Below are 18,147 nucleotides of genomic sequence, written 5' to 3' on the forward strand. Positions count from 1 at the left end.
AACTTCGATTCTCTGTGGTTTATTAAGCAACAGGTAGAGCAAAGCTAAAAACGGTTCCATTGGGATTTTTATTCTGTGCTTTGATTTCACCTTTATGTAAGTGAACAAAGTCGCGGCAAAGAGTAAGGCCAAGTCCTCCTTTATAAGACTTCATATGAAAGCGGCTTAAGAACTGATTCATTTCCATTTCATTCACACCCGGACCTTCATCGGAAATCATGATCGTTACCAAATCTGCATCTATCATAGCTTCAATATGAATATTGCCATTTTGAGGGGAGTACTTGATAGCGTTTGAAATTAAATTTCTCACCACTGTCTGGATCATATTGACGTCAATTTTGGCCGAAGTGTTTTGTTGGATATTAAGGGTGTAGCCGATATCTTTTTGCATTGAGATTGGACTTAGGTAAAGAATGGCCTCATCGATAAGATCGTAAAGGTCGACTTGAGTCGTTTTTAATTGGATTTTTTCCAGACTGTCTTTTGACCAACGAAGTAGCCCTTCAACAAACTTAGTCACGTTTTGAGAGGAGTCGAGCAGAAGACTTAAGCTCGCCTTTAAATCTTCATCTGCTTGAACTACAGGATGATCCATCAGGGATTCCACCAGGAGCGTGTGACTGGCCACGTTTCCAATTAAATCATGGGCCATAACACTGATAAACTTAGTCCTGATCTCTGCCATTTGAGTGAGTTGCATTTCATAATTCTTTTGACCGGTAATATTCTTAATAATGATAATTCTTCCGGCAAAAGTATTATTAACTCCTAAAATGTCTTCAATGGAAATCGTGAAATACTCTTTATAAGTTTTGTAATTAAGAAAGAATTCACTGTTTGGTTTGTTATCTTCTATGGCCGCGATGATATGGGAGATAAACTTATTAAATGGCAGATCCGACAAATTTTTATCATACGAAGAATCATCCAGGCTCAAGTTCGATCGTGCGCAAGCATTGAAATCGACCAGTTTATTGTTTTGATCAAGGCTGAGGTAGATGTCACTGATTGAATCGAGAATAAGTCCCCTGGCCACTGGTATAATTTCCAGGACTTCGCCTTTTAAGATGATGTAGCAAAAGCATCCTGCAGAAAAAGTCAGAAAAACCGGAACGACTTGAAGAAATCTAAAAGTAGGAGAGAGTCCTACGGCAAAAGCATCAATGGCAAATGGAATGAGAATACTGAAGAATAGGATCCAACTGTAACGTCTTTGAATATAGCCCTGTCCTTTTATTCCAGCAACGAGCAAGGCAAGGGCCCATAAAACGACGACTCTGCCTGTGATGTTATGAAAGAAAAAGATTGGTCCGTTAGCAAAGGTCAGGAGATTTGTCCCGAAAATATACCGCATTTCATAATGATTAAGGAAATATTCATGGTAGGGGCTAATAATGGTAAGAATTGAAACGCACGGTATAATGAGTAAGCTTATTTTTGCGTATAAGGGAAGAGGTTTATAGCCCGCAAAACATCGAATGAGATAGAGTAAGCTGATCGGGATCATGGAAATCCCAACATGTCTCATCCTGACGAGGTTAATTTTCAGTTCTAGAGAGGAAACATTATAAGTGAGAGCTGCACTAAGAGACCAGATTGAAAGTAAAAAGAGAAAGAGGCAAAGATGAAATCCAAGTTTATTTGAGGCCTTTCTCAAACAGTAGAAACTGAGTGAGATAAGTGTTAACCCTGAAATCCAGTGGAGGATATTGAACAAGATAGGCATATGTTCAAGTATTCCTCATTTTTATTGATTTTGCTTGCACAAAATGAGGTTTTTTTCTAACGTAGATATATGAATAAAATAAATGTTGTCATTGTGGATGATCATCCACTCTTTCTTGAAGGTATTACCTCTGTCCTGTCTCGAAACGAAAGATACAATGTCGTAGGAAAAGCTGAAAGCGCTACAGATGCGATGGATCTTTTGTCTAGAAACAATGCTGAAGTTGTTATTTGTGATTACTTAATGCCAGATATGAATGGTCTTGAGTTCATGAGTAAGATGAAAGCTGCCCGTTCTCCAGCTAAATTCGTCTTTATCTCTCAGTATCAAAGTCACGAAATTCTCTCTCAAATCATTCAGGCCGACATCGACGGGTTTGTTTTTAAGAGTGATTCAACTGATGAAGTCATGAGAGCAATTGATACAGTTGTTCAAGGTGACAAGTTCTTAAGTCCAAAAGTAAGCAATGTTCTGCTGGAAAAAACGAAGATGAATCCAGTGTTCGAGGCCGAGTCGCAAAAGACAGTTGATGTGACTGACAGAGAGAAAGAAATCTCTCGTTACATCACTCAAGGTAAAACAAATAAAGAAATTGGTGTCATTCTAAATTGTTCTGAGCATACAGTTAAGTGCCATAAAAGTAACTTAATGAGGAAATTAGGACTGAAGAATGCAGCAGAGATCAGCGCATGGGCCATTAGGCAGCGATTGTAATTAATCCATATGGCCTAGTATTTTTTTTCTAAAAAAATTATCTAATTATAAATAAAGGCCCATCAGAAAGATGGGCTTTTTTTATTTTGTCGTCCAAAGTGATGACAAGAAAATGTTTCATTTGTTTTCTTGACGCTGAATTATAAAAGTTCACAGCTCTTAGCTGCATTAACAGCATCAATATGACCGAAATATTCTGGAATTGAGATCATAGTGTCGATGTATGTTTTTGAAAGATTGTAGTAGATGTCACTATTGTAAGCTTGAAGACGGTTAGCGATACATTCATAGTCGCGACCTGAAGAAGCCATTGCGTTTGAACCGATAATACCAAAAGCTAGTACTGCCATTAAAAGTGCTTTAATACGTTCCCCTCATAAGGATGATTTATGGGCCACGTTTTATCACTTTTTTTAAGGATAGTTTTCAGGATTTGGTTATATGTAGGTTTTACCAAGCGCCAAAAAGCGGACGAGGAGATGGGGTCCGTCGTCCGCTTTTAGGTGGAAGTAGTGGTAAGTTAGGAAAGAATCGTTGTATTACCTAAAAGAACCTATTTAGGAGTTCCGTTGTTAATAATGATCCATTCCACCAGATCTAGGTTATTGGGAATGTGACTAAAACACCTCTCTGTTAAGTCGGGCCTAGTAAGGAAGCCCTGGGAGTTACAGTTTAAGAGAGATTGCAAAGTTTCAAAAAAGCAGGGACTTAGCTCTGAGCTACCTCCACAAATATGCCACTTTTTTAAGGTGAAGAGTTTTAAAGGTGCAGGAGTACATAAAAAAATTGATGGGGAGCTTTTCGTTGCGAGCTTTATACATGCAAACTCTTTATAGTCGTTCTGGAATAATTGTTGTATACCTTTTCAATGAACCCAAAGGAAAATTTGCTTAATGACCTCTTGAGACTTGAGGTTGCTAAAAAAGGACAATCGGCAACCTTTGCGTTTGCTGGTTTTGCTATATTTTCTTTTTTCTACGGTTACGGTTGTGAGAGATTCCTTTCTCTTATTAAGATTATCTCTTTAGCTCTTTTTGTCATAAGTATTTTCCGTTTTTTCCACTACAGAAAAATTATTAAGCAGGGGACTGTGAGCGCTTCTGAATGGCTCTACACTATTGCTCTGGTAACATTAAATGGATTGGGTCTTGCGGTGATTCTGAGCTTGGCCTCTTTTGAATTGAAACTTAGTGGTGTGCATTTTGTTGTCGCAACGACATTGCTTGCGGGCCTTGTGGGCTCTTCAACTGTAACCCTCTCTTATTTCCCGATTCTCTTTTTACCATTTCAAACTTTTCTGCTCTTGCCTCAAATCGGAATTATTCTTTATTACTATTTTGCTGAAGACCTTAACTTTTTACCGTTGATTGTTTTGTACGTTATGTATTACGGATACCAAATAAAGCAATTCCGCGCCTATCGCAAAGATCTGGTTCAGCTTTTTACATATCAAATTGAATTGGAAAGAAAAAACCGTGAACTTAATGAAAGCCAAAGTGTGATCATTGATCAGACAGTCAAACTTGTTCACACATCACGCCTTGCTGTTCTAGGGGAAATGTCAGCAGGCATGGCCCACGAGATCAATAATCCTCTGACTATCATTTCTTCATGCGCACAAATGCTCACGCGCTTTGGAATGGCCGATAAAGTCGACAATCAATTATTAATTAAACACACAGAAAAAATTTACAAATCCGTTGAACGAATTTCGGCAATTGTAAAAGGACTTAAACATTTCGCTAATCAATCAGACCGCGTCCCTAAAGGTAGATATTTTATTCATGAAATCATGAGTGAAACGACTCCTTTTTGTCAGGAGCATATCAATTCCTTAGGTATTGCTTTTAAGATTGATGAAATCCCTGATATTGAAATTCACTGCCACTCAGTTCAAATTTCACAGGTTCTTTTAAATCTACTAAAAAATGCTTCAGACGCTCTTGCCGGTGAACCTGATGCTTTCGAGCGCTGGATTTCCATCAACTTCAAACAAGATGATCAATACTTCTACTTCCTGGTTTCAAACGGGGGAGAGAAAATTTCTAATGAAGTGGCCGAGAAGATTTTTAATCCATTCTTTACTACTAAAAATAGCGGAACTGGGCTTGGGCTTTCGATTTCTCAGACGATTATGAAAGATCATGGTGGAGAGCTTTACTATGATTCGGATGGGTATGAGAGAACGACGTTTGTGATTAAGCATCCTCTCATGAATCTTTAATTAGGGAAGTTCTGTGCAGCTACTGGCCTTGATAGCGCTTCATGTTCTTGTCATAATCTTTTTAACAAGAACATAAAGTAAGGAGAGCACATGGCACGTTATGTTGACGGTTTCATTATTCCCATTAAAAAGAAAGATTTGAAAGCTTATAAAAAGATGGCGGCCATTGGTTGCAAAGTTTGGATGGAGCATGGAGCTCTTGATTACCATGAGTGTGTTGGAGAGACTTTAGATACTCCCTTTGGAGTGTCTTTTACAAAACTGTGTAAACTCAAGCCTAATGAAACGGTGATCTTTGCTTTCATTGTTTATAAATCTAAAGCTCATGCGACGAAGGTGAATAAAAAAGTTCACAGCGATCCACGAATGCAGCCAGAAAATTTTTCGTCGATGCCTTTTGATATGAAGAGATTTACTTTCGGTAAATTTGAGACTCTGATTAGAGCATAACATTTAATGAACGATTTTATTCCTAGATTTGTTCAGGTCCTAGGAGTGCCGAGCGAAGCCGAGGAGCGTACAAATGGTACGTGACGAGGTTGAGTCGAGAGCAACGACGACGGAGATGAATAAAAAAGAACTTACTTTGCCGAACTCATTGGAAAGCGTTTTGTGTTTTAAAATCTTCGGAAGTAGTAAAAATGTCCGCTGGACATTTTTTCGGCAAAGAATGGCGCACTCGTCAGGATTCGAACCTGAGACCTACCGATTAGAAATCGGTTGCTCTATCCAGCTGAGCTACGAGTGCATGATTGGATAATTTTCGAAGTGAGAAGAAAATTAATGGTTTGAAGGCCTAATGTCAAGCGAAAGATGAGGTTTTAGGCCTTCTAAGTCCTTGGAATTTTAAATAAATCTTTCCCAATTCGAGATTCTTCCTTAAACTAGAGGGATGAAGACAAAAAGCTTTTATTCCGTCCCTGAGGTCGTGGCCCATTTGAAGACTGGGCAGCCGACGCTGTTTCATTCGTCGCAAACTTCGACGGTCATCCCGTTTGAAAATTTGAGCGGGCTTAATGGCGAAACAGTTCTGGGAAATCTTTCGACAATTAAAGGTCATCTTGAAATGTTGAAAGATGGAAACTTGAAAGTCACAGGTTTTGTGACGTGGAAAGAGGCCAAGGAATTTTGTCTGAGTCATGGAAGAGAGATCATGACGTCGCCTACAGAAGAGCTTGCTGGTGTGCTTGCGGGAATTGCTACAAGCTGCACAGGTGAGAGGTCTTTTGGTTTTAAAAACCTGCGCTCGCAAATCGTGGAAGTAAACTATCTTGATCATAAAGGTGAAGAGAAAAAGCTTCTGGGCGATAAAAAATTAGAATGCGGCATTGACCTGTCTTCGTACCAAAAAGATTTTAATCATTATAGAAATTTTAAAAACGCCCCTTACCCGCGACTGGAGTTTGAAACTGACTTAATGACAGGGACCGAAGGACAGTTGGGAGTGATTACTTCTGCTGTTTTAAAAACGGTAGAGCATTTCCCGGAAACGTATGTCTTTATGCTTCTTCCTCGCTGGGAGGAAAACTTTGAGCCGCATTTAGAAATTTATCATGCTGTTCAAAAATTTAGAGATGAAATCCGCGCGTGTGAGTTCATTGATGCAAACTCGCTTTCTTATCTGCCAGCTGAAAAAAATCCAGGAAATAACCAGGATGTTATCTTTTTAGAAATTAAAAAAGACAACTTCGAATCTATCTATGAAAACCTTCTAAGCGCACTGACATTAGTCAACGAAGAGCATATCTTCGAAATGAATGCCTCTAAGTGCCGCGACCTGCGCGTAAGTGTTCCGCGTGCGATTTTTGAAGTGAACAGCCGTATGGGGGTCACTAAAAAAGGGACTGATGTTCAAGTAGGGGAGGAGAAGTTTAGAGAGCTTCTTTTATTTTATAGGGAGCTTGCTAGTAAGGGTGTTGCCTATAATTTATTTGGCCACTTTGGAGACGCTCACTTGCATTTCAACTTTATGCCAACTCCGGATAAAAATGATTTTTGTAATGAGCAGCTAGAAACTCTTTACGCGAAAGTTTTAGAGTGGAAGGGCTCACCATTTGCTGAGCACGGCATTGGTTTATTGAAAAGAAAATTCATTGCACCTTTTTATACTGAGACGGAAAAAACTGTTTTCCGCTCTTTAAAAAAACAGTTTGATCCCAAGGGACAATTTTTTCCTGAAGGATTTATGACATGTTAAAAAAGGGACGCGTTTTTAAATCAGCCAAGAGAGAATTTGACTGCAAAGTCATCGACACTAATGAAATGGTTGTGGCCACGGCATTGGGGAACCTTTTAAAAGGTGATGAGAACTCTATCGTCGTTGGCGACTACGTTATGATCGATGAGAAAAATGTCATCACGGAAGTTCTTCCACGTGACAATGAAATTTATCGCTTGATTATTCGCGAGCAAAAGAAAAAAGTGACAGCTTCAAACTGTGACCTGATGGTTATTGTCAGTTCTGTGTCTCGACCTGAGTACAAACGCGGGATCGTGGATCGTTTTTTAGTACGTGCTCACCAGTGGGGAATCAGGCCATTAATCGTTTTTAATAAGATGGATCAGTTTGATCCGAATGTGCTTGATATGAAATTTGAATTTGATCGCATGAATAATTTAGGGATCGAATGTTTTGAAATTTCTGCGGCCAATCCAGATTACAAACCTCACGTTCTTTCATTAGGTCTTAACGATCTTAAAGAAAGGCTTCAGGGGAAAACGTCGATCTTTTTAGGTCAGTCGGGTGTTGGAAAAAGTAAACTCATCACGGCTTCTTCAGAAGGAAAGATCAAACTTTTATCCCGCGAAGTGGGGAAGGTTGGTAAAGGAACCCATACGACTACCTGGAGTGAGATTGTTGACTGCGAAAGTATGTCTTTGATTGATTCACCGGGGATCAGGTCTTTTGGGGTTGAAGATTTACTTGAAGAAGACTTAATAACGTACTTTCCGGATATCGAAGAAGGGGCGGTTCAGTGCAAGTTCTCGAATTGCACTCATGAACCGGGGACGGCAGGGTGTTTTTTCTACACAAAACTTGACCAAAACGCTTATGAAACAACTCTTATCATGTCGAGATTAGAATCATTTCTTCGAATGAAAGAAGAAATTTCCCAGACTCCAAGTTATTTAAAAAGATAATAAATAAATTCGCAAGTTTTCCGATGAGACCAATAGAACGGACCTTATGGTCAAATTGGGAGAACTAGCATGTCAGATTTTAAAGTATTAGATTTCAATAAAAAGAAAGCAGATACAATCGAGCAAAAGCGCAGAGCTTTTAACCGTATCGTGTTCCAAAACTTTTTGGGAGCGTACTCGGTGATCGATGATAATGGTTCAATCTATCCAGTAACGATGGTTGATATCGCAGGGGATGGTTGTTCATTCCAGGTTCCATGGAACCCAAGAACAGATAAAAAACTTGCTCAAGGTTTTGAAGTGAACATGAGAATGTACTTCACAAACGCTTCATACATTCCAGTGATCATGCAAGTTCGCCACGGGAAAGAAGTCCTTGGTAAAGATGGCAATACTTACATGCAATATGGGTGTGAATTCGATAAATCAGTAGCTAGTTTTGAAGCTATGCAGAGCTTTATTGACTTCATTTACAAGTTTGCAGAGCACTCGGCAATCGATAAGGGTGACACAAAGGTCTATTTCAAATAATAGCACCGCGCTATTTAGTGTAATTTCATATTCAATTATAAGCTTCATATGTTAGATTTGTACTCCTGATTCGGGAGTACAAATCTTATGAAAATGGCCATCGTTGGCTCTGGTCCACTAGCAATTCTAACCGCACATTATTTTGATCAAATGGGAGCGACAGTGACTCTGTTTCAGCGCGCGCCTTTGGGTGGAAATATGCGCTTTCTACTGGATCACTTCCCGGACTTCAAAATCGGTTACCAAAAAAGTATTGTGACAGTAAAAGAATTCTTCGATAGCGAGATTGTTCCGGCCGTTTTAGAGCTGGAAAAATACAACCTGACAAAACGTGGGGATGTTCTTCGCGTTCACAAGCGCTTCTTGCACACAGATGAAGCGGTCCCAAGTCGCACGCGTATGCACGATTTGTTTCGCGTGGTTTATACCCTGAATCCAAAAGAAACAATTTTAAAACAATTGGAAGAGAACCCAGACTTCTTTAAGCAGTTGGGTGAAGACGTAATCAATTCACTTCACCGCCCGGTGGAGAATTTTGAAGACTTCGATATTGTGATTGAAGCTCAAGGTTTAGGAAAAAAACCGACTCCAATGGGAGCGGGAAGAAGCCTGGCGCTCAATGAGTACAATCTGCAGGAGAGTTCACTTCTGTATTATGAAAAAGATATTTTCACTAAGCTTGACCTGAGCAATAAAAAAACCATCGTCTTGGTGGGCGAGGGTGTGTCTTTAAAGCTGGCCCTTTTAAAAATGAAGGATTGGTTATTCTCTTCACCAAAACATGAGCTTCACTGGGTGACTTATCAAACAGCTTACACTTCTTGTGGGATTGGCTGGCTTGATGAAGAAGTGGAGAAGTTTCTTGAAGAGATCAAAGCTCGCTTTGAAAAAGATAAGGAAGTGTTTGAGACGAAGCTGCGCGAGTGGCGCGATCTTGAAGACTACGTCAAAGTTAAAATACCAAAGCCCGTTGAGCCGACTCCGCCGCTTATCGTGCACTCTGGATACGATGTGACTGCGGTAGACCGTTTATTAGACCGTGAAGGCGTCTTTGCAACGATTGAATCACCTGACTTCAGGGATCACTCGCGCGTGCCTTCAGATATGATGACGTTGGCGGCAGATGCTATTTGCGTGGCCCGTGGAGTAGAAGACGAGAAGCTTGCTGGATCTGCCCTTCTGTCTGAAGAACCAGGTTATTACGTCATGAATGCCCGCGATCTTAACGAAGGTCTTGGCATGATCAAAGATATTGAAACTGATATTTTAAAATTCTTTAAAAAAGCGTGAGATTTATGAAAAATATTTCTTTCATCATTGTGTCTGCTTTATTCCTTTTCGCTGGTTGTTCATCAAAGGCCTTAAAGCCTAGAGAAGTTGATCAGTACTACACGAGCACTGGTGTTCAAAAATATTTTCTCTCTGATATCCCTGACTGGGCTAACTTCAGCCAGTCGGCCGGATGTTTTAGATCAAAAGGGATTCGCTACTTTGATATTGAAGCGATGATGAAGAGCTTTTCATTAAATTACAACCAGGCCCTGCAAATCCAGGCTTCGTATAACGAAGAGTTCCTGGTAATGAAGAAGAACCCAAAAGTTAACCTGACTTTAAAAGACGAAGAAGTTCTTTATTTTAAAGCAAGCGATAGAGTTAACAGCAAAATTAATTTCTTTGATGCTCCGACGTTTAAAGAAATTCACCTGATCTGGTTGGATGAGGCCCTTTTAGGGAAAAAACAAGAAGAGCGCTTAAGAGCATTTTTGCAGTCTTCAGTCCATGACAGCGGAGTGCCCGTTCTCGTGTCGGCCTGCCTGACTAAAGAAGAGGCCGAAGCCAAATTTCCGAATCTGGCCTTAAAAGTCATCAGCGCTGAACTCTTTTCCATTTACGATGTTAATGGCGTAAGGCAGCCGAGTCTGCACGTAAACGTGAATGCTTTTTTTCAGGAAGGGCAGAAGTTGATTTTCTACAAACAAGATACAAAAAAAAATGTGGATGATATCCGCGGAACATTTAAGACATCAAACTACTAGAAGGAGAACAATATGTTTGGATTTGGAGATGTTAAAAAAAGTGAACACAAAGAAAACCTTGATCGCGTAAACGCAGTTTTTACGACGACAATGGGAGAGTTCGAAGTAGAACTATTTGCTAAAGAATGCCCTGAGACAGTATGGAACTTTATTAACCTTGCTGAAGGCAGACAAGAAACTCCAGCGAAAAAAGGGCCTTACTATGACGGACTGATTTTTCACCGTGTAATCGACAACTTCATGATCCAGGGTGGATGCCCAGAAGGTTCAGGAAGAGGCGGCCCTGGATACAGATTTAAAGATGAAACTCAACCTGGTCTAAGACATTCTGGCCCGGGAATTCTTTCGATGGCAAACGCAGGTCCAGGGACTAACGGCTCTCAGTTCTTCATCACTCTTGTTCCAACTCCACACTTAGATGGAAGACACACTGTCTTCGGAAAAATTGTAAGTGGGATGGATGTGGTTTCAGCTATCGGAAAAACTGCTGTAGGACCTGGGGATCGTCCAGTAAAAGAAGTTAAGATCGAGAAAGTAACAATTAAGAGATAAGCATTGATTAATTTTTTATTTGACACCAATGCAAAGGCGGGATCAAAATTAATTGCTGTTTCTTTTTGTTAAAAACACTCGAGGAGAGAAAATGAAAGCTTTGACTATCGTAGCTGCTCTTGCACTTACTTCAGGTTCGGCAATGGCACTAGACACTGTAATGGGACTAAAAGGACGTTTTGATTACGTTCGTACTGAAACTGACAACAACCCTGGAAAAGATTCTTCAGGTGTGTTGACAACATCATACCTTAGACTGGTAACAGACGCTAAGTTAAATGATACAATGACTGCTAAGTTAACTCTTGATTTCCAAGAAGCTAACAGCTCAAAAGACAATGGTTTAACAAACTTTGTATACGAAGCATTCCTAACTAAGGATTTCGGACACGGGATTTCAGCAATGGTTGGTAAGCAAGCTGTTTTAACTGGTGGACATGAGAACGAATATTCTTCAAGAGATGTATACTCAACTTCAGTTTTCAACGACAACATTGCTGATAACCTAATGGGTCTTACAGCTGGTTACTCTGTAGCAGAACAAAACATCTACCTACAGTACCTACAACAAACTGATACTGCTCAAACTCCTTTCACAGATAAGAAAGTTGTTGGTGCAGCTTACTACGGATCATTCATGAACAAAATGATCGAGCCAGTTCTTTCTTACCACAAGCAAGGGACAACTCGCGCTGGTCAATACGACACTTTCATGTCAGCTGGTCTACGTTTAAACGTTGCTCAATTCACAGTTGAAGCTGATTACCTTGTTCTTGAACAAGAAAAACTTTCAGCTGCTGGAGACGCAAAACTTAACTCTATCGTAGCTACAGTTCGTTACAACCATGAAAACTTCAAACCATTCGCTAAATTCATTAAAGAAGATGGGGAAAAAGGATTTGATGGAATCGTAACTGGATCAAACGAATCAGAAAGAACTGCTTGGGAATTAGGTCTTGAGTTCGTTCCAAACAAAGATGAAGACTTCCGTTACCACGTTGTATACGCGAACTCTGAAAGCAAAGAAACAAAACCAGCTTCTTCAAAAACTGAAGAGCAAAAAATCTACGCTGGTATTGCTTTCAACTACAATATCCTGAAGTAATCAAAAAAAAAGGGAGCGAAAGCTCCCTTTTTTATTTGTGGTCTGTTAACTAAATTCCAATTTATCGACCATCAACTGTATCGACTCATTCCCATTAAAACGATTCAATCCCAACGTAAAATACACCGACAGGTCTTCTTGTTTTAAATTCTGAGTTAAGTAGACCTCACTTGGAGTGATGGCCTCATGTTTGCCGATATAGTTAAAGCTGATCCCTTTTAATTTCACCTTTTCTTTTGAAAGGCTCCATCTCACGTGGACATCTTTCATCAGGTCAAAAGAATCCAGCTTAACGCCTTTTATGCGGAATTTTGGCTTCTCATTGCCCATTCCAAACGGCTCAAGCAGGTCGAGGTCGCGCATTAGTTGAGGATTGATTTCTGTAGCATCAATATCCAGGTCGTAAAAATCAATTCTCGTGCGAGTGATCGCTGGAATATCTTTTAGGCTGGCATTCATATTATCAATGAACGCGCGAAGGTTTTCTTTTGGCATTGAAAGCCCGGCAGCGGCCTTGTGGCCTCCGAACTTAATAAAGAGTTCGGACTCTTTTTTGAGGAGTGAGAAAATATCCAGGTCACCAGCGCTTCGGCATGAAGCTTTGATAATTCCTTCATGTTCAGAGTCTGTGAAGACGATGGCCGGTACTTTAAAGGCCTCTACTAATTTTGAGGCCACAATTCCAATAACGCCTTCGTGCCAGTGAGGCTGATAAACGATAGTGATTAAGTGTTCGCCGTCGTGGTGTTTTAATTCTCTTACGACTTGTTCGCGGGCCTCATTGTAAACTTCACTCTGAATAAATTTTCTTTCAGCATTACAGCTCACCAGTAAATCATAGTACTCGCGCGCTTTTTCTGCGTTGTCAGAAATCAGGAGTTGAAGCGAAGCTTCCGGATGCTCTAGTCTTCCTTTAGAGTTGATTAATGGTCCCACATGGAAGGCCAGTTTTTCAGAAGGAATGCTCTTTGCTTTTAATTCTTCACTGGTAAAAAAGGCACGAAGCCCCGGGTACTCAGTGTCTTTTAAAAGTTTAAGTCCGTGACGGACAAGTTTTAAGTTTAGTGGTGATAAGTGGGCAAGGTCACAGATTGTTCCAATGGCCACAAATTGCAGAAGCGAGTAGATCGAAGGAATCTTTTGATTCATCTTAATCAAATCATTTCTGATTTGCACGGCAAGAGCAAAGGCAACCGTTACTCCCGCCATCGTTTTTAGTTGGTCATAGTGGGGATTGTCGATTTCATCACGACGGTTTGGGTTGATAACCGCAAAGGCGTTCGGCATTGTTTCGCGCGCATCTTTGTGGTGGTCGGTAATAATCAGGTCGAGACCTTTTTCACGAGCGTAATCGGCGGCTTCATTATTTGTGATCCCGCAGTCGACAGTGATTAAAATTTTTAGATTGTTGGCAACAGCTTCATCAATGCTTGAAAGGTGCAGACCATAACCTTCAACAAAGCGTGAAGGTTGAACTGTGCTGACGTTTACTCCCAGCATGTGGAAGAAGTGATAGAGAAGAGCACATGACGTTGTCCCGTCGACATCGTAGTCGCCGTAGATTCCAATCTTCTCTTCTTTATCAATGGCCTCAATAATTCGCGCTGAAGCTTTACCTAAATCTTTAAGCGAGCCCATATCGGGAATTGTTTTTAAATCCCATGACAGAAAGTCTTCAATCATTGAATGAGTAAAGCCTTTTTTCTGAAAGAGCCTAAGGACGACTGGATGAAGTTGTTGCATAACTATTCATAGCATTAAAACTACGAAAAGGGAGCAACTACCAAAGAACTGTAAGACCTTTTATGACGTCTTCGTCATGAAGTTCATGACCGTAAGCGAAAAGTTTTTCGTAATCTGATTGATTTTTAGAGTGAACTTTTGAAAAGTAATTAGAAGGAAGGAAAGATTTCTTGCATTGCGTACATTTTTGCGGTTCCTGGTGAGATTCGTTAACCTGACCGCAAATGTGGCATTTTTTAATGATAAGTTTATCGTTTTTAATCTGACCTTTTAGTTCTACTTTCATGGTGAAATCCTATTCACTAAATTGCGTCCCTACTAGTTGTTCCTGAACCGTTCCTTAGCTCAAGAATGCTTATACAAGCTTGTCGTGAGTGTAATGGAAAAGATTTAGGAAAAAGCGGTAAATATTTCCACTTTTTCACTGGAGTTTTTTGGTCGGATAAAAAGAATAAGGCCGAAGAAGTTAGGGGGAACTCCTTCGGCCTATGTGTGTAGTTTCCTGGGGGAAAGAAGCTAATTATTCAAAACGTACGCGGTTAAAGTCATTTGATGAATTTACACTGAAGTTGAATCCATCATGAGGCATTGATTGCTGCTGCTGTTGTGGTTGGGCCTGTGACTGTTCCTGGAACTGTGGCTGGAAGTAGTACCTTTCCATTTTTTCCTGAGAAGGTGCGCGGTCCATCCCACCAAGTTGTTGTTGGTACGGAGAGCGTGCTGTTGGGTAACCAATCCCAATCCCTTGGTATCCACCCATTTCGCTGAATGGCGCGTATGGAATGTAACCAAAGTTATTAAAGCTATCGTGCATATAAGCGTATGGGCTCATGTATCCACTCATTGGCGAGAATGAATCATAAGGCGATTGGTATTGTGGTTTTTGTTGCGCCATCATTGAGAACATCTGCTGCATCATCATTTGCTGTTGTTGCTGCTGAGAGATCATCAGTGATGTCAATTGAGACATGATCATCAAGACATCTTGATTCGTATCAGCCTTAACTACTTCTTTTTTTGGCTCGTCCTTTTTAGGAGCGTCTTCTTTTGTATCTTCTTTTTTAGCTTTCTTTAATTCTTCAAGCTCTTTAATAATGGCCTGTTTATCGGCCATAAGCTTTTTGATTTCTTCATCAAGCTTTGATGACTTATCGTCTTTAAGACATTGAACGTTGATTTCGTTCTTTTTTAATTCTTCTTTTTTTGCGGCTTCTTTTTTCTCTTGTTCAAGTTTTTCCAGACGGTCTTCTTCTAAGCTAGAAGGAGCGCGACCAGTTGTTTTCTGTTGATCCCAAAACATTTGAGGAGCGAATGCATTCACTGTTAGTAGAGCTGAGAACGTAAGGAACATCATCGACTGCTTTTTCATATAATCCCCTTGGTGAGAAACGTAAGTGATATGCAGTTCTTATTACAACTAATGTGCCAAGAGGTAAGGGGCTGATACTAATGATTATTGAAGGAGAAGAACTGTCTAAAGTATTAACAGATAAAAAATTCCTGTTAAAACTTTAGACATTTATAGAGTTAATCGACCGTCTGGTATGTGCGCTTTAAGATCTTATATGACTCATCATCCGTGTGAACATAAATGGTTGTTCTAAGTACGGCTTCTTCGCCTGATGAGCTTAAAAGGTCACTCAGGGTCTTCATCTTTCTTCCTTTTGCCGGGAATTCAAGCACTAGAGGAGTTTCGGCCGACCAGCCCATTCTTAGTTCACTCTGAGGGATGAAGTACTTGTAGGTCTTATAGTAATTCTCTCCTAAAAGAGTGGACTCTGGAGATGAAAGGGGAACTAGAGTAGAGTTCTCATCGCCTGGAAGCTCAGTGATTAGGCGCGATTTTTTTGCCAGGAACGAACTCACATAAACAAGTTGTCCGCTGATATTTGAAATAGTTCCTGTGGCTTCCACTTTTAACGAGACTTCATCTAGCGATGCCGTCGCTGCAAAGTCATCCATTTTAAAATATGTTTTAGCATGGTCTTCAGGAACAGAGAATTTTTCTGTTGCCTGCGCCCAGTATAGAGGACTTGTTACGTAACGATCGATCATTTCAAATGTCATTGTCCCATATCCGTCTTTACCCCAGTCCTTGCCCCAGCTGTTTTTAAAGAAGAAAACTTTCTTATTAAGATCGTATCCCGTGATAAGAACCGAGTGTCCACCGCATTTATCCGGTGCTTGTAAACAGGCCTTTCTTAAGTCAGCATTATAAAAAACATCTCCAGTCTGCGGCCAACCATCAAAGTTTACTGAAACGTCAACAGTTAGTGGTCTTTGGTATTTAGCTAAAAAACGGATGATCTCGTTGGTGTTTTTCTGAACGCTTCCGTATTTAAAGCCATCAAAGGCAATAAGATTTTTTTGTGTTTCTTCACTTGGTACGTTGTGCATGAAGCACTCTTTAGGTGCTGCTGAATTTGACGATTCATATTTTTCACATGGTAGTCCCTTCTGGAACCATGAAGGCTGATAGCCCCAGTCTCTCTCCAGCATTACACCGTAGTTTTTAGTTGCTGAAAGATTAGAGCTTACCGATGATCCTTCTTCAGTATTGAAAGACCCTGAGTATTTAGTTACCAGGTTCATAAACTCTTCAGAAAGGTTAACGTCTTTTTCCAGGTCGATTTTAATTGCACTCTCTAAAAGAGCAGTTGTTGCAAAAAAAGTACAAGTTCCGCGGTCACTTTGATTTTTGGCCGCAGTCGTCTGGTCATTTAAGTTAATAGTTCTTGGAAGGTCTGTTAGTTGAGACTCATTAAAAGTAGAGTTGGCAACAGCATCGTAGAATTTTCCTAAGATGACTTTATCTTTATATGCACCAGCAGTTTCCGCTTTTTTAGGAGCGCATGACTGCATAACAGTTGTTAAAGCAAGAGTCGCTAGAAGCATCTTCTTCATAAGAAATCCCGTTTAAGGTTTAAATTTGAACTATTATCGCAATTTATTTAGGAAAGAGTGGCGGGGTGAAAGAATTACATAGAGAGTGTGTTCAAGAGATAGACAAAAGGCGCCCCGTGGTTCGGAGGCGCCTTTATAAAAGAGTGATTACTTTACGTTATCTAGTGCTTTTAACTGTTGGTTCATTGATTGCTCAAGTTGACGAGCAAGCGCCATTTCTTGTTGGAATCTGATTTGTTCCATTTTCTTTTCAACCATAATACGGTTTCTTTCTTCAAGTCTTTCTCTTAAAAGTTTTAGGCGGTCAGAAGCCGTTAACTTCTTAGGAGCTGGTTTTCTTACTTCAACTCTTTTTGGAGCTGGAGCAGGAGTTGGTTCAGCTACTTGGTATTGTCCTTCAATGTTCATTGTAGGAGCTTGGATTGCTTCGTCAGCAAGTGTTAGTTCGTCATTGATTGTTAGGTCAGTGTCAGCTTTAACATTAAAAGCAAACATTAAGCTAAGTAGCATTAAGTACTTCATAGATCCCCCGTGTGGTTATATGCGGCGTTTTTATGACTTCTATAAAGATCAGTAAAGAGCATGTGTAAAAAAGATAGTGACACCATTTTCTCAGGATCATTATGGCACCAGTGATATATAGTCACTGCAAGATTATTGGCGATCTTATTGAAATGTAATTCAAACACCTGATGTTTTTGTTGGCACAGGCCTTGCCCTAGGAGTCTCGTGCTTAATCAAGCAAAAAAAATCTGAGGGGGATTTTCATGAAAAAAGCAATGTTGTTATTAGGTGTTCTACTGCTATCTGTATCATGCGTGGAATTAAATGGTTCACTTCAAGTTCGTGAAGCTATGAGCGTGAAGAAGAAATCAGGATTCCTAAATCTAAAAACAAAAACAATTAAAATCGAGCCAGGATCTTACTCAACTGAGCTGAAAGTTAAAAGCCAGAAAAATATCAACCTTGAACTTAAAGGGGGATCACTGGGAGAAGTGGATATTCCAATCAAATCTGAGGAGAGCTTAAAACTTCCACTAAATGGACAATTCTATATCGAAGGAAGAAAAATTGAGCAGCCATTCAATGTAAGTGGGACAATCACAACAAATGTTGACCACTGGGGATACACAGACACAACTGAAAAATGCGAAAGACAAATCACAGAAAGAAGATGTGAAAAAGTGTGTGTAAAAGAAACTGGAAAGTGTGATGTCGTTTGTAAAGACGTAGTGATCACTTTATACGGGCTAAAAGATATTTCTTACCACTACAAGAGAACAGACCGCGAAGTTCGCATAGAGTTTATGCCAGAGAACTCGACTGCCGTTATCGCTAGCCTTCCAGCTCGTGGAACAGAGTCTGAAAAAATCATCGATAGAGAGACAATCTGTCGTTAATTTGAGAGTGAAAATTAAGAATGTTTACTAAATGTAAGGGAAGTGAAAGCTTCCCTTTTTTTGTCTTA

General features: G+C 40.1%; 18 protein-coding genes and 1 tRNA gene. 11 read left to right on the forward strand and 8 right to left on the reverse strand.

Features of this window, described 5'->3' with window-relative positions; translation table 11 throughout:
• Positions 1 to 22: 22 nt before the first annotated feature.
• Positions 23 to 1,729: a sensor histidine kinase gene (locus ACN20O_RS11420; protein WP_491634058.1), complete on the reverse strand. Its 1,707-nt coding sequence runs from the start codon at positions 1,727 to 1,729 to the stop codon at positions 23 to 25.
• A gap of 69 nt (positions 1,730 to 1,798) precedes the next feature.
• Here ACN20O_RS11420 and ACN20O_RS11425 point away from each other — a divergent pair, with 69 nt between their 5' ends.
• Entirely contained in the window at positions 1,799 to 2,443 is a 645-nt protein-coding gene (locus tag ACN20O_RS11425; RefSeq protein WP_491634059.1) for a response regulator, read from the forward strand.
• A gap of 140 nt (positions 2,444 to 2,583) precedes the next feature.
• On the opposite strand, the gene ACN20O_RS11430 is transcribed toward ACN20O_RS11425, so the two are convergent.
• Entirely contained in the window at positions 2,584 to 2,793 is a 210-nt protein-coding gene (locus ACN20O_RS11430; protein WP_491634060.1) for a hypothetical protein, read from the reverse strand.
• Positions 2,794 to 3,311: 518 nt separating this feature from the next.
• Between ACN20O_RS11430 and ACN20O_RS11435 the strand changes: the two genes are divergently transcribed.
• Together ACN20O_RS11435 and ACN20O_RS11440 are read left to right on the forward strand one after the other, a co-directional pair.
• On the forward strand, positions 3,312 to 4,667 hold the full coding sequence (locus tag ACN20O_RS11435; protein ID WP_491634061.1) for a sensor histidine kinase: 1,356 nt from the start codon (positions 3,312 to 3,314) through the stop codon (positions 4,665 to 4,667).
• 90 nt (positions 4,668 to 4,757) lie between these two features.
• Positions 4,758 to 5,117 (forward strand): DUF1428 domain-containing protein, encoded by a 360-nt coding sequence (locus ACN20O_RS11440; protein ID WP_491634062.1) that lies wholly within the window; start codon positions 4,758 to 4,760, stop codon positions 5,115 to 5,117.
• Between the two features lie 221 nt (positions 5,118 to 5,338).
• On the opposite strand, the gene ACN20O_RS11445 is transcribed toward ACN20O_RS11440, so the two are convergent.
• Positions 5,339 to 5,415, reverse strand: a tRNA-Arg gene (locus tag ACN20O_RS11445).
• 144 nt (positions 5,416 to 5,559) lie between these two features.
• On the opposite strand from ACN20O_RS11445, the gene ACN20O_RS11450 reads away from it, so the two are divergent.
• From ACN20O_RS11450 to ACN20O_RS11480, 7 genes are all read left to right on the forward strand, one after another.
• Complete coding sequence (locus ACN20O_RS11450; protein ID WP_491634063.1) at positions 5,560 to 6,864, forward strand: FAD-binding oxidoreductase; 1,305 nt, start codon at positions 5,560 to 5,562, stop codon at positions 6,862 to 6,864.
• Positions 6,858 to 7,808, forward strand: coding sequence for a ribosome small subunit-dependent GTPase A (rsgA, locus tag ACN20O_RS11455; protein ID WP_491634064.1), 951 nt, complete (start codon positions 6,858 to 6,860; stop codon positions 7,806 to 7,808). Before ACN20O_RS11450 ends, rsgA begins: the two co-directional genes overlap by 7 nt.
• A 69-nt stretch (positions 7,809 to 7,877) precedes the next feature.
• Entirely contained in the window at positions 7,878 to 8,339 is a 462-nt protein-coding gene (locus tag ACN20O_RS11460; RefSeq protein ID WP_491634065.1) for a PilZ domain-containing protein, read from the forward strand.
• 87 nt (positions 8,340 to 8,426) lie between these two features.
• Positions 8,427 to 9,629, forward strand: coding sequence for a hypothetical protein (locus tag ACN20O_RS11465; RefSeq protein WP_491634066.1), 1,203 nt, complete (start codon positions 8,427 to 8,429; stop codon positions 9,627 to 9,629).
• A gap of 5 nt (positions 9,630 to 9,634) precedes the next feature.
• Entirely contained in the window at positions 9,635 to 10,375 is a 741-nt protein-coding gene (locus ACN20O_RS11470) for a hypothetical protein (RefSeq protein WP_491634067.1), read from the forward strand.
• Positions 10,376 to 10,387: 12 nt separating this feature from the next.
• Positions 10,388 to 10,927 carry a peptidylprolyl isomerase gene (locus ACN20O_RS11475; RefSeq protein WP_491634068.1) on the forward strand — a complete coding sequence of 180 codons (540 nt, stop codon included), beginning with the start codon at positions 10,388 to 10,390 and terminating at the stop codon, positions 10,925 to 10,927.
• A 91-nt stretch (positions 10,928 to 11,018) separates the two neighbouring features.
• On the forward strand, positions 11,019 to 12,032 hold the full coding sequence (locus ACN20O_RS11480) for a hypothetical protein (RefSeq protein WP_491634069.1): 1,014 nt from the start codon (positions 11,019 to 11,021) through the stop codon (positions 12,030 to 12,032).
• Positions 12,033 to 12,077: 45 nt separating this feature from the next.
• On the opposite strand, the gene recJ is transcribed toward ACN20O_RS11480, so the two are convergent.
• The 5 genes from recJ to ACN20O_RS11505 form a co-directional block, all read right to left on the reverse strand.
• A complete protein-coding gene (gene recJ, locus ACN20O_RS11485) occupies positions 12,078 to 13,775 on the reverse strand; it encodes a single-stranded-DNA-specific exonuclease RecJ (protein ID WP_491634070.1) in 1,698 nt (565 codons plus the stop codon).
• A 37-nt stretch (positions 13,776 to 13,812) separates the two neighbouring features.
• The gene (locus ACN20O_RS11490) at positions 13,813 to 14,061 is read right to left on the reverse strand and encodes a hypothetical protein (RefSeq protein ID WP_142410042.1); all 249 of its coding nucleotides are present in this window, start codon (positions 14,059 to 14,061) and stop codon (positions 13,813 to 13,815) included.
• A gap of 234 nt (positions 14,062 to 14,295) precedes the next feature.
• Positions 14,296 to 15,144, reverse strand: coding sequence for a hypothetical protein (locus ACN20O_RS11495; protein ID WP_491634071.1), 849 nt, complete (start codon positions 15,142 to 15,144; stop codon positions 14,296 to 14,298).
• Between the two features lie 158 nt (positions 15,145 to 15,302).
• Complete coding sequence (locus ACN20O_RS11500; protein ID WP_491634072.1) at positions 15,303 to 16,679, reverse strand: C1 family peptidase; 1,377 nt, start codon at positions 16,677 to 16,679, stop codon at positions 15,303 to 15,305.
• Positions 16,680 to 16,826: 147 nt separating this feature from the next.
• Positions 16,827 to 17,201, reverse strand: a complete 375-nt coding sequence (locus ACN20O_RS11505; RefSeq protein ID WP_491634073.1) for a hypothetical protein — start codon at positions 17,199 to 17,201, stop codon at positions 16,827 to 16,829.
• Positions 17,202 to 17,446: 245 nt separating this feature from the next.
• Here ACN20O_RS11505 and ACN20O_RS11510 point away from each other — a divergent pair, with 245 nt between their 5' ends.
• Positions 17,447 to 18,079 (forward strand): hypothetical protein, encoded by a 633-nt coding sequence (locus ACN20O_RS11510; RefSeq protein ID WP_491634074.1) that lies wholly within the window; start codon positions 17,447 to 17,449, stop codon positions 18,077 to 18,079.
• Positions 18,080 to 18,147: the final 68 nt, after the last annotated feature.

Source organism: Bacteriovorax sp. As-1 (assembly GCF_058446905.1).

What these genes read in the sequence shown, in the direction of transcription:
- ACN20O_RS11490 (WP_142410042.1), bottom strand. Translation starts at nt 14,061, where the DNA reads ATGAAAGTAGAACTAAAAGGTCAGATTAAAAACGATAAACTTATCATT.
- ACN20O_RS11435 (WP_491634061.1), top strand. Translation starts at nt 3,312, where the DNA reads ATGAACCCAAAGGAAAATTTGCTTAATGACCTCTTGAGACTTGAGGTT.
- ACN20O_RS11505 (WP_491634073.1), bottom strand. Translation starts at nt 17,201, where the DNA reads ATGAAGTACTTAATGCTACTTAGCTTAATGTTTGCTTTTAATGTTAAA.
- ACN20O_RS11475 (WP_491634068.1), top strand. Translation starts at nt 10,388, where the DNA reads ATGTTTGGATTTGGAGATGTTAAAAAAAGTGAACACAAAGAAAACCTT.
- recJ (WP_491634070.1), bottom strand. Translation starts at nt 13,775, where the DNA reads ATGCAACAACTTCATCCAGTCGTCCTTAGGCTCTTTCAGAAAAAAGGC.
- ACN20O_RS11510 (WP_491634074.1), top strand. Translation starts at nt 17,447, where the DNA reads ATGAAAAAAGCAATGTTGTTATTAGGTGTTCTACTGCTATCTGTATCA.
- ACN20O_RS11450 (WP_491634063.1), top strand. Translation starts at nt 5,560, where the DNA reads ATGAAGACAAAAAGCTTTTATTCCGTCCCTGAGGTCGTGGCCCATTTG.
- ACN20O_RS11500 (WP_491634072.1), bottom strand. Translation starts at nt 16,679, where the DNA reads ATGAAGAAGATGCTTCTAGCGACTCTTGCTTTAACAACTGTTATGCAG.
- ACN20O_RS11470 (WP_491634067.1), top strand. Translation starts at nt 9,635, where the DNA reads ATGAAAAATATTTCTTTCATCATTGTGTCTGCTTTATTCCTTTTCGCT.
- rsgA (WP_491634064.1), top strand. Translation starts at nt 6,858, where the DNA reads ATGTTAAAAAAGGGACGCGTTTTTAAATCAGCCAAGAGAGAATTTGAC.
- ACN20O_RS11465 (WP_491634066.1), top strand. Translation starts at nt 8,427, where the DNA reads ATGAAAATGGCCATCGTTGGCTCTGGTCCACTAGCAATTCTAACCGCA.
- ACN20O_RS11480 (WP_491634069.1), top strand. Translation starts at nt 11,019, where the DNA reads ATGAAAGCTTTGACTATCGTAGCTGCTCTTGCACTTACTTCAGGTTCG.
- ACN20O_RS11425 (WP_491634059.1), top strand. Translation starts at nt 1,799, where the DNA reads ATGAATAAAATAAATGTTGTCATTGTGGATGATCATCCACTCTTTCTT.
- ACN20O_RS11430 (WP_491634060.1), bottom strand. Translation starts at nt 2,793, where the DNA reads ATGGCAGTACTAGCTTTTGGTATTATCGGTTCAAACGCAATGGCTTCT.
- ACN20O_RS11460 (WP_491634065.1), top strand. Translation starts at nt 7,878, where the DNA reads ATGTCAGATTTTAAAGTATTAGATTTCAATAAAAAGAAAGCAGATACA.
- ACN20O_RS11420 (WP_491634058.1), bottom strand. Translation starts at nt 1,729, where the DNA reads ATGCCTATCTTGTTCAATATCCTCCACTGGATTTCAGGGTTAACACTT.
- ACN20O_RS11495 (WP_491634071.1), bottom strand. Translation starts at nt 15,144, where the DNA reads ATGAAAAAGCAGTCGATGATGTTCCTTACGTTCTCAGCTCTACTAACA.
- ACN20O_RS11440 (WP_491634062.1), top strand. Translation starts at nt 4,758, where the DNA reads ATGGCACGTTATGTTGACGGTTTCATTATTCCCATTAAAAAGAAAGAT.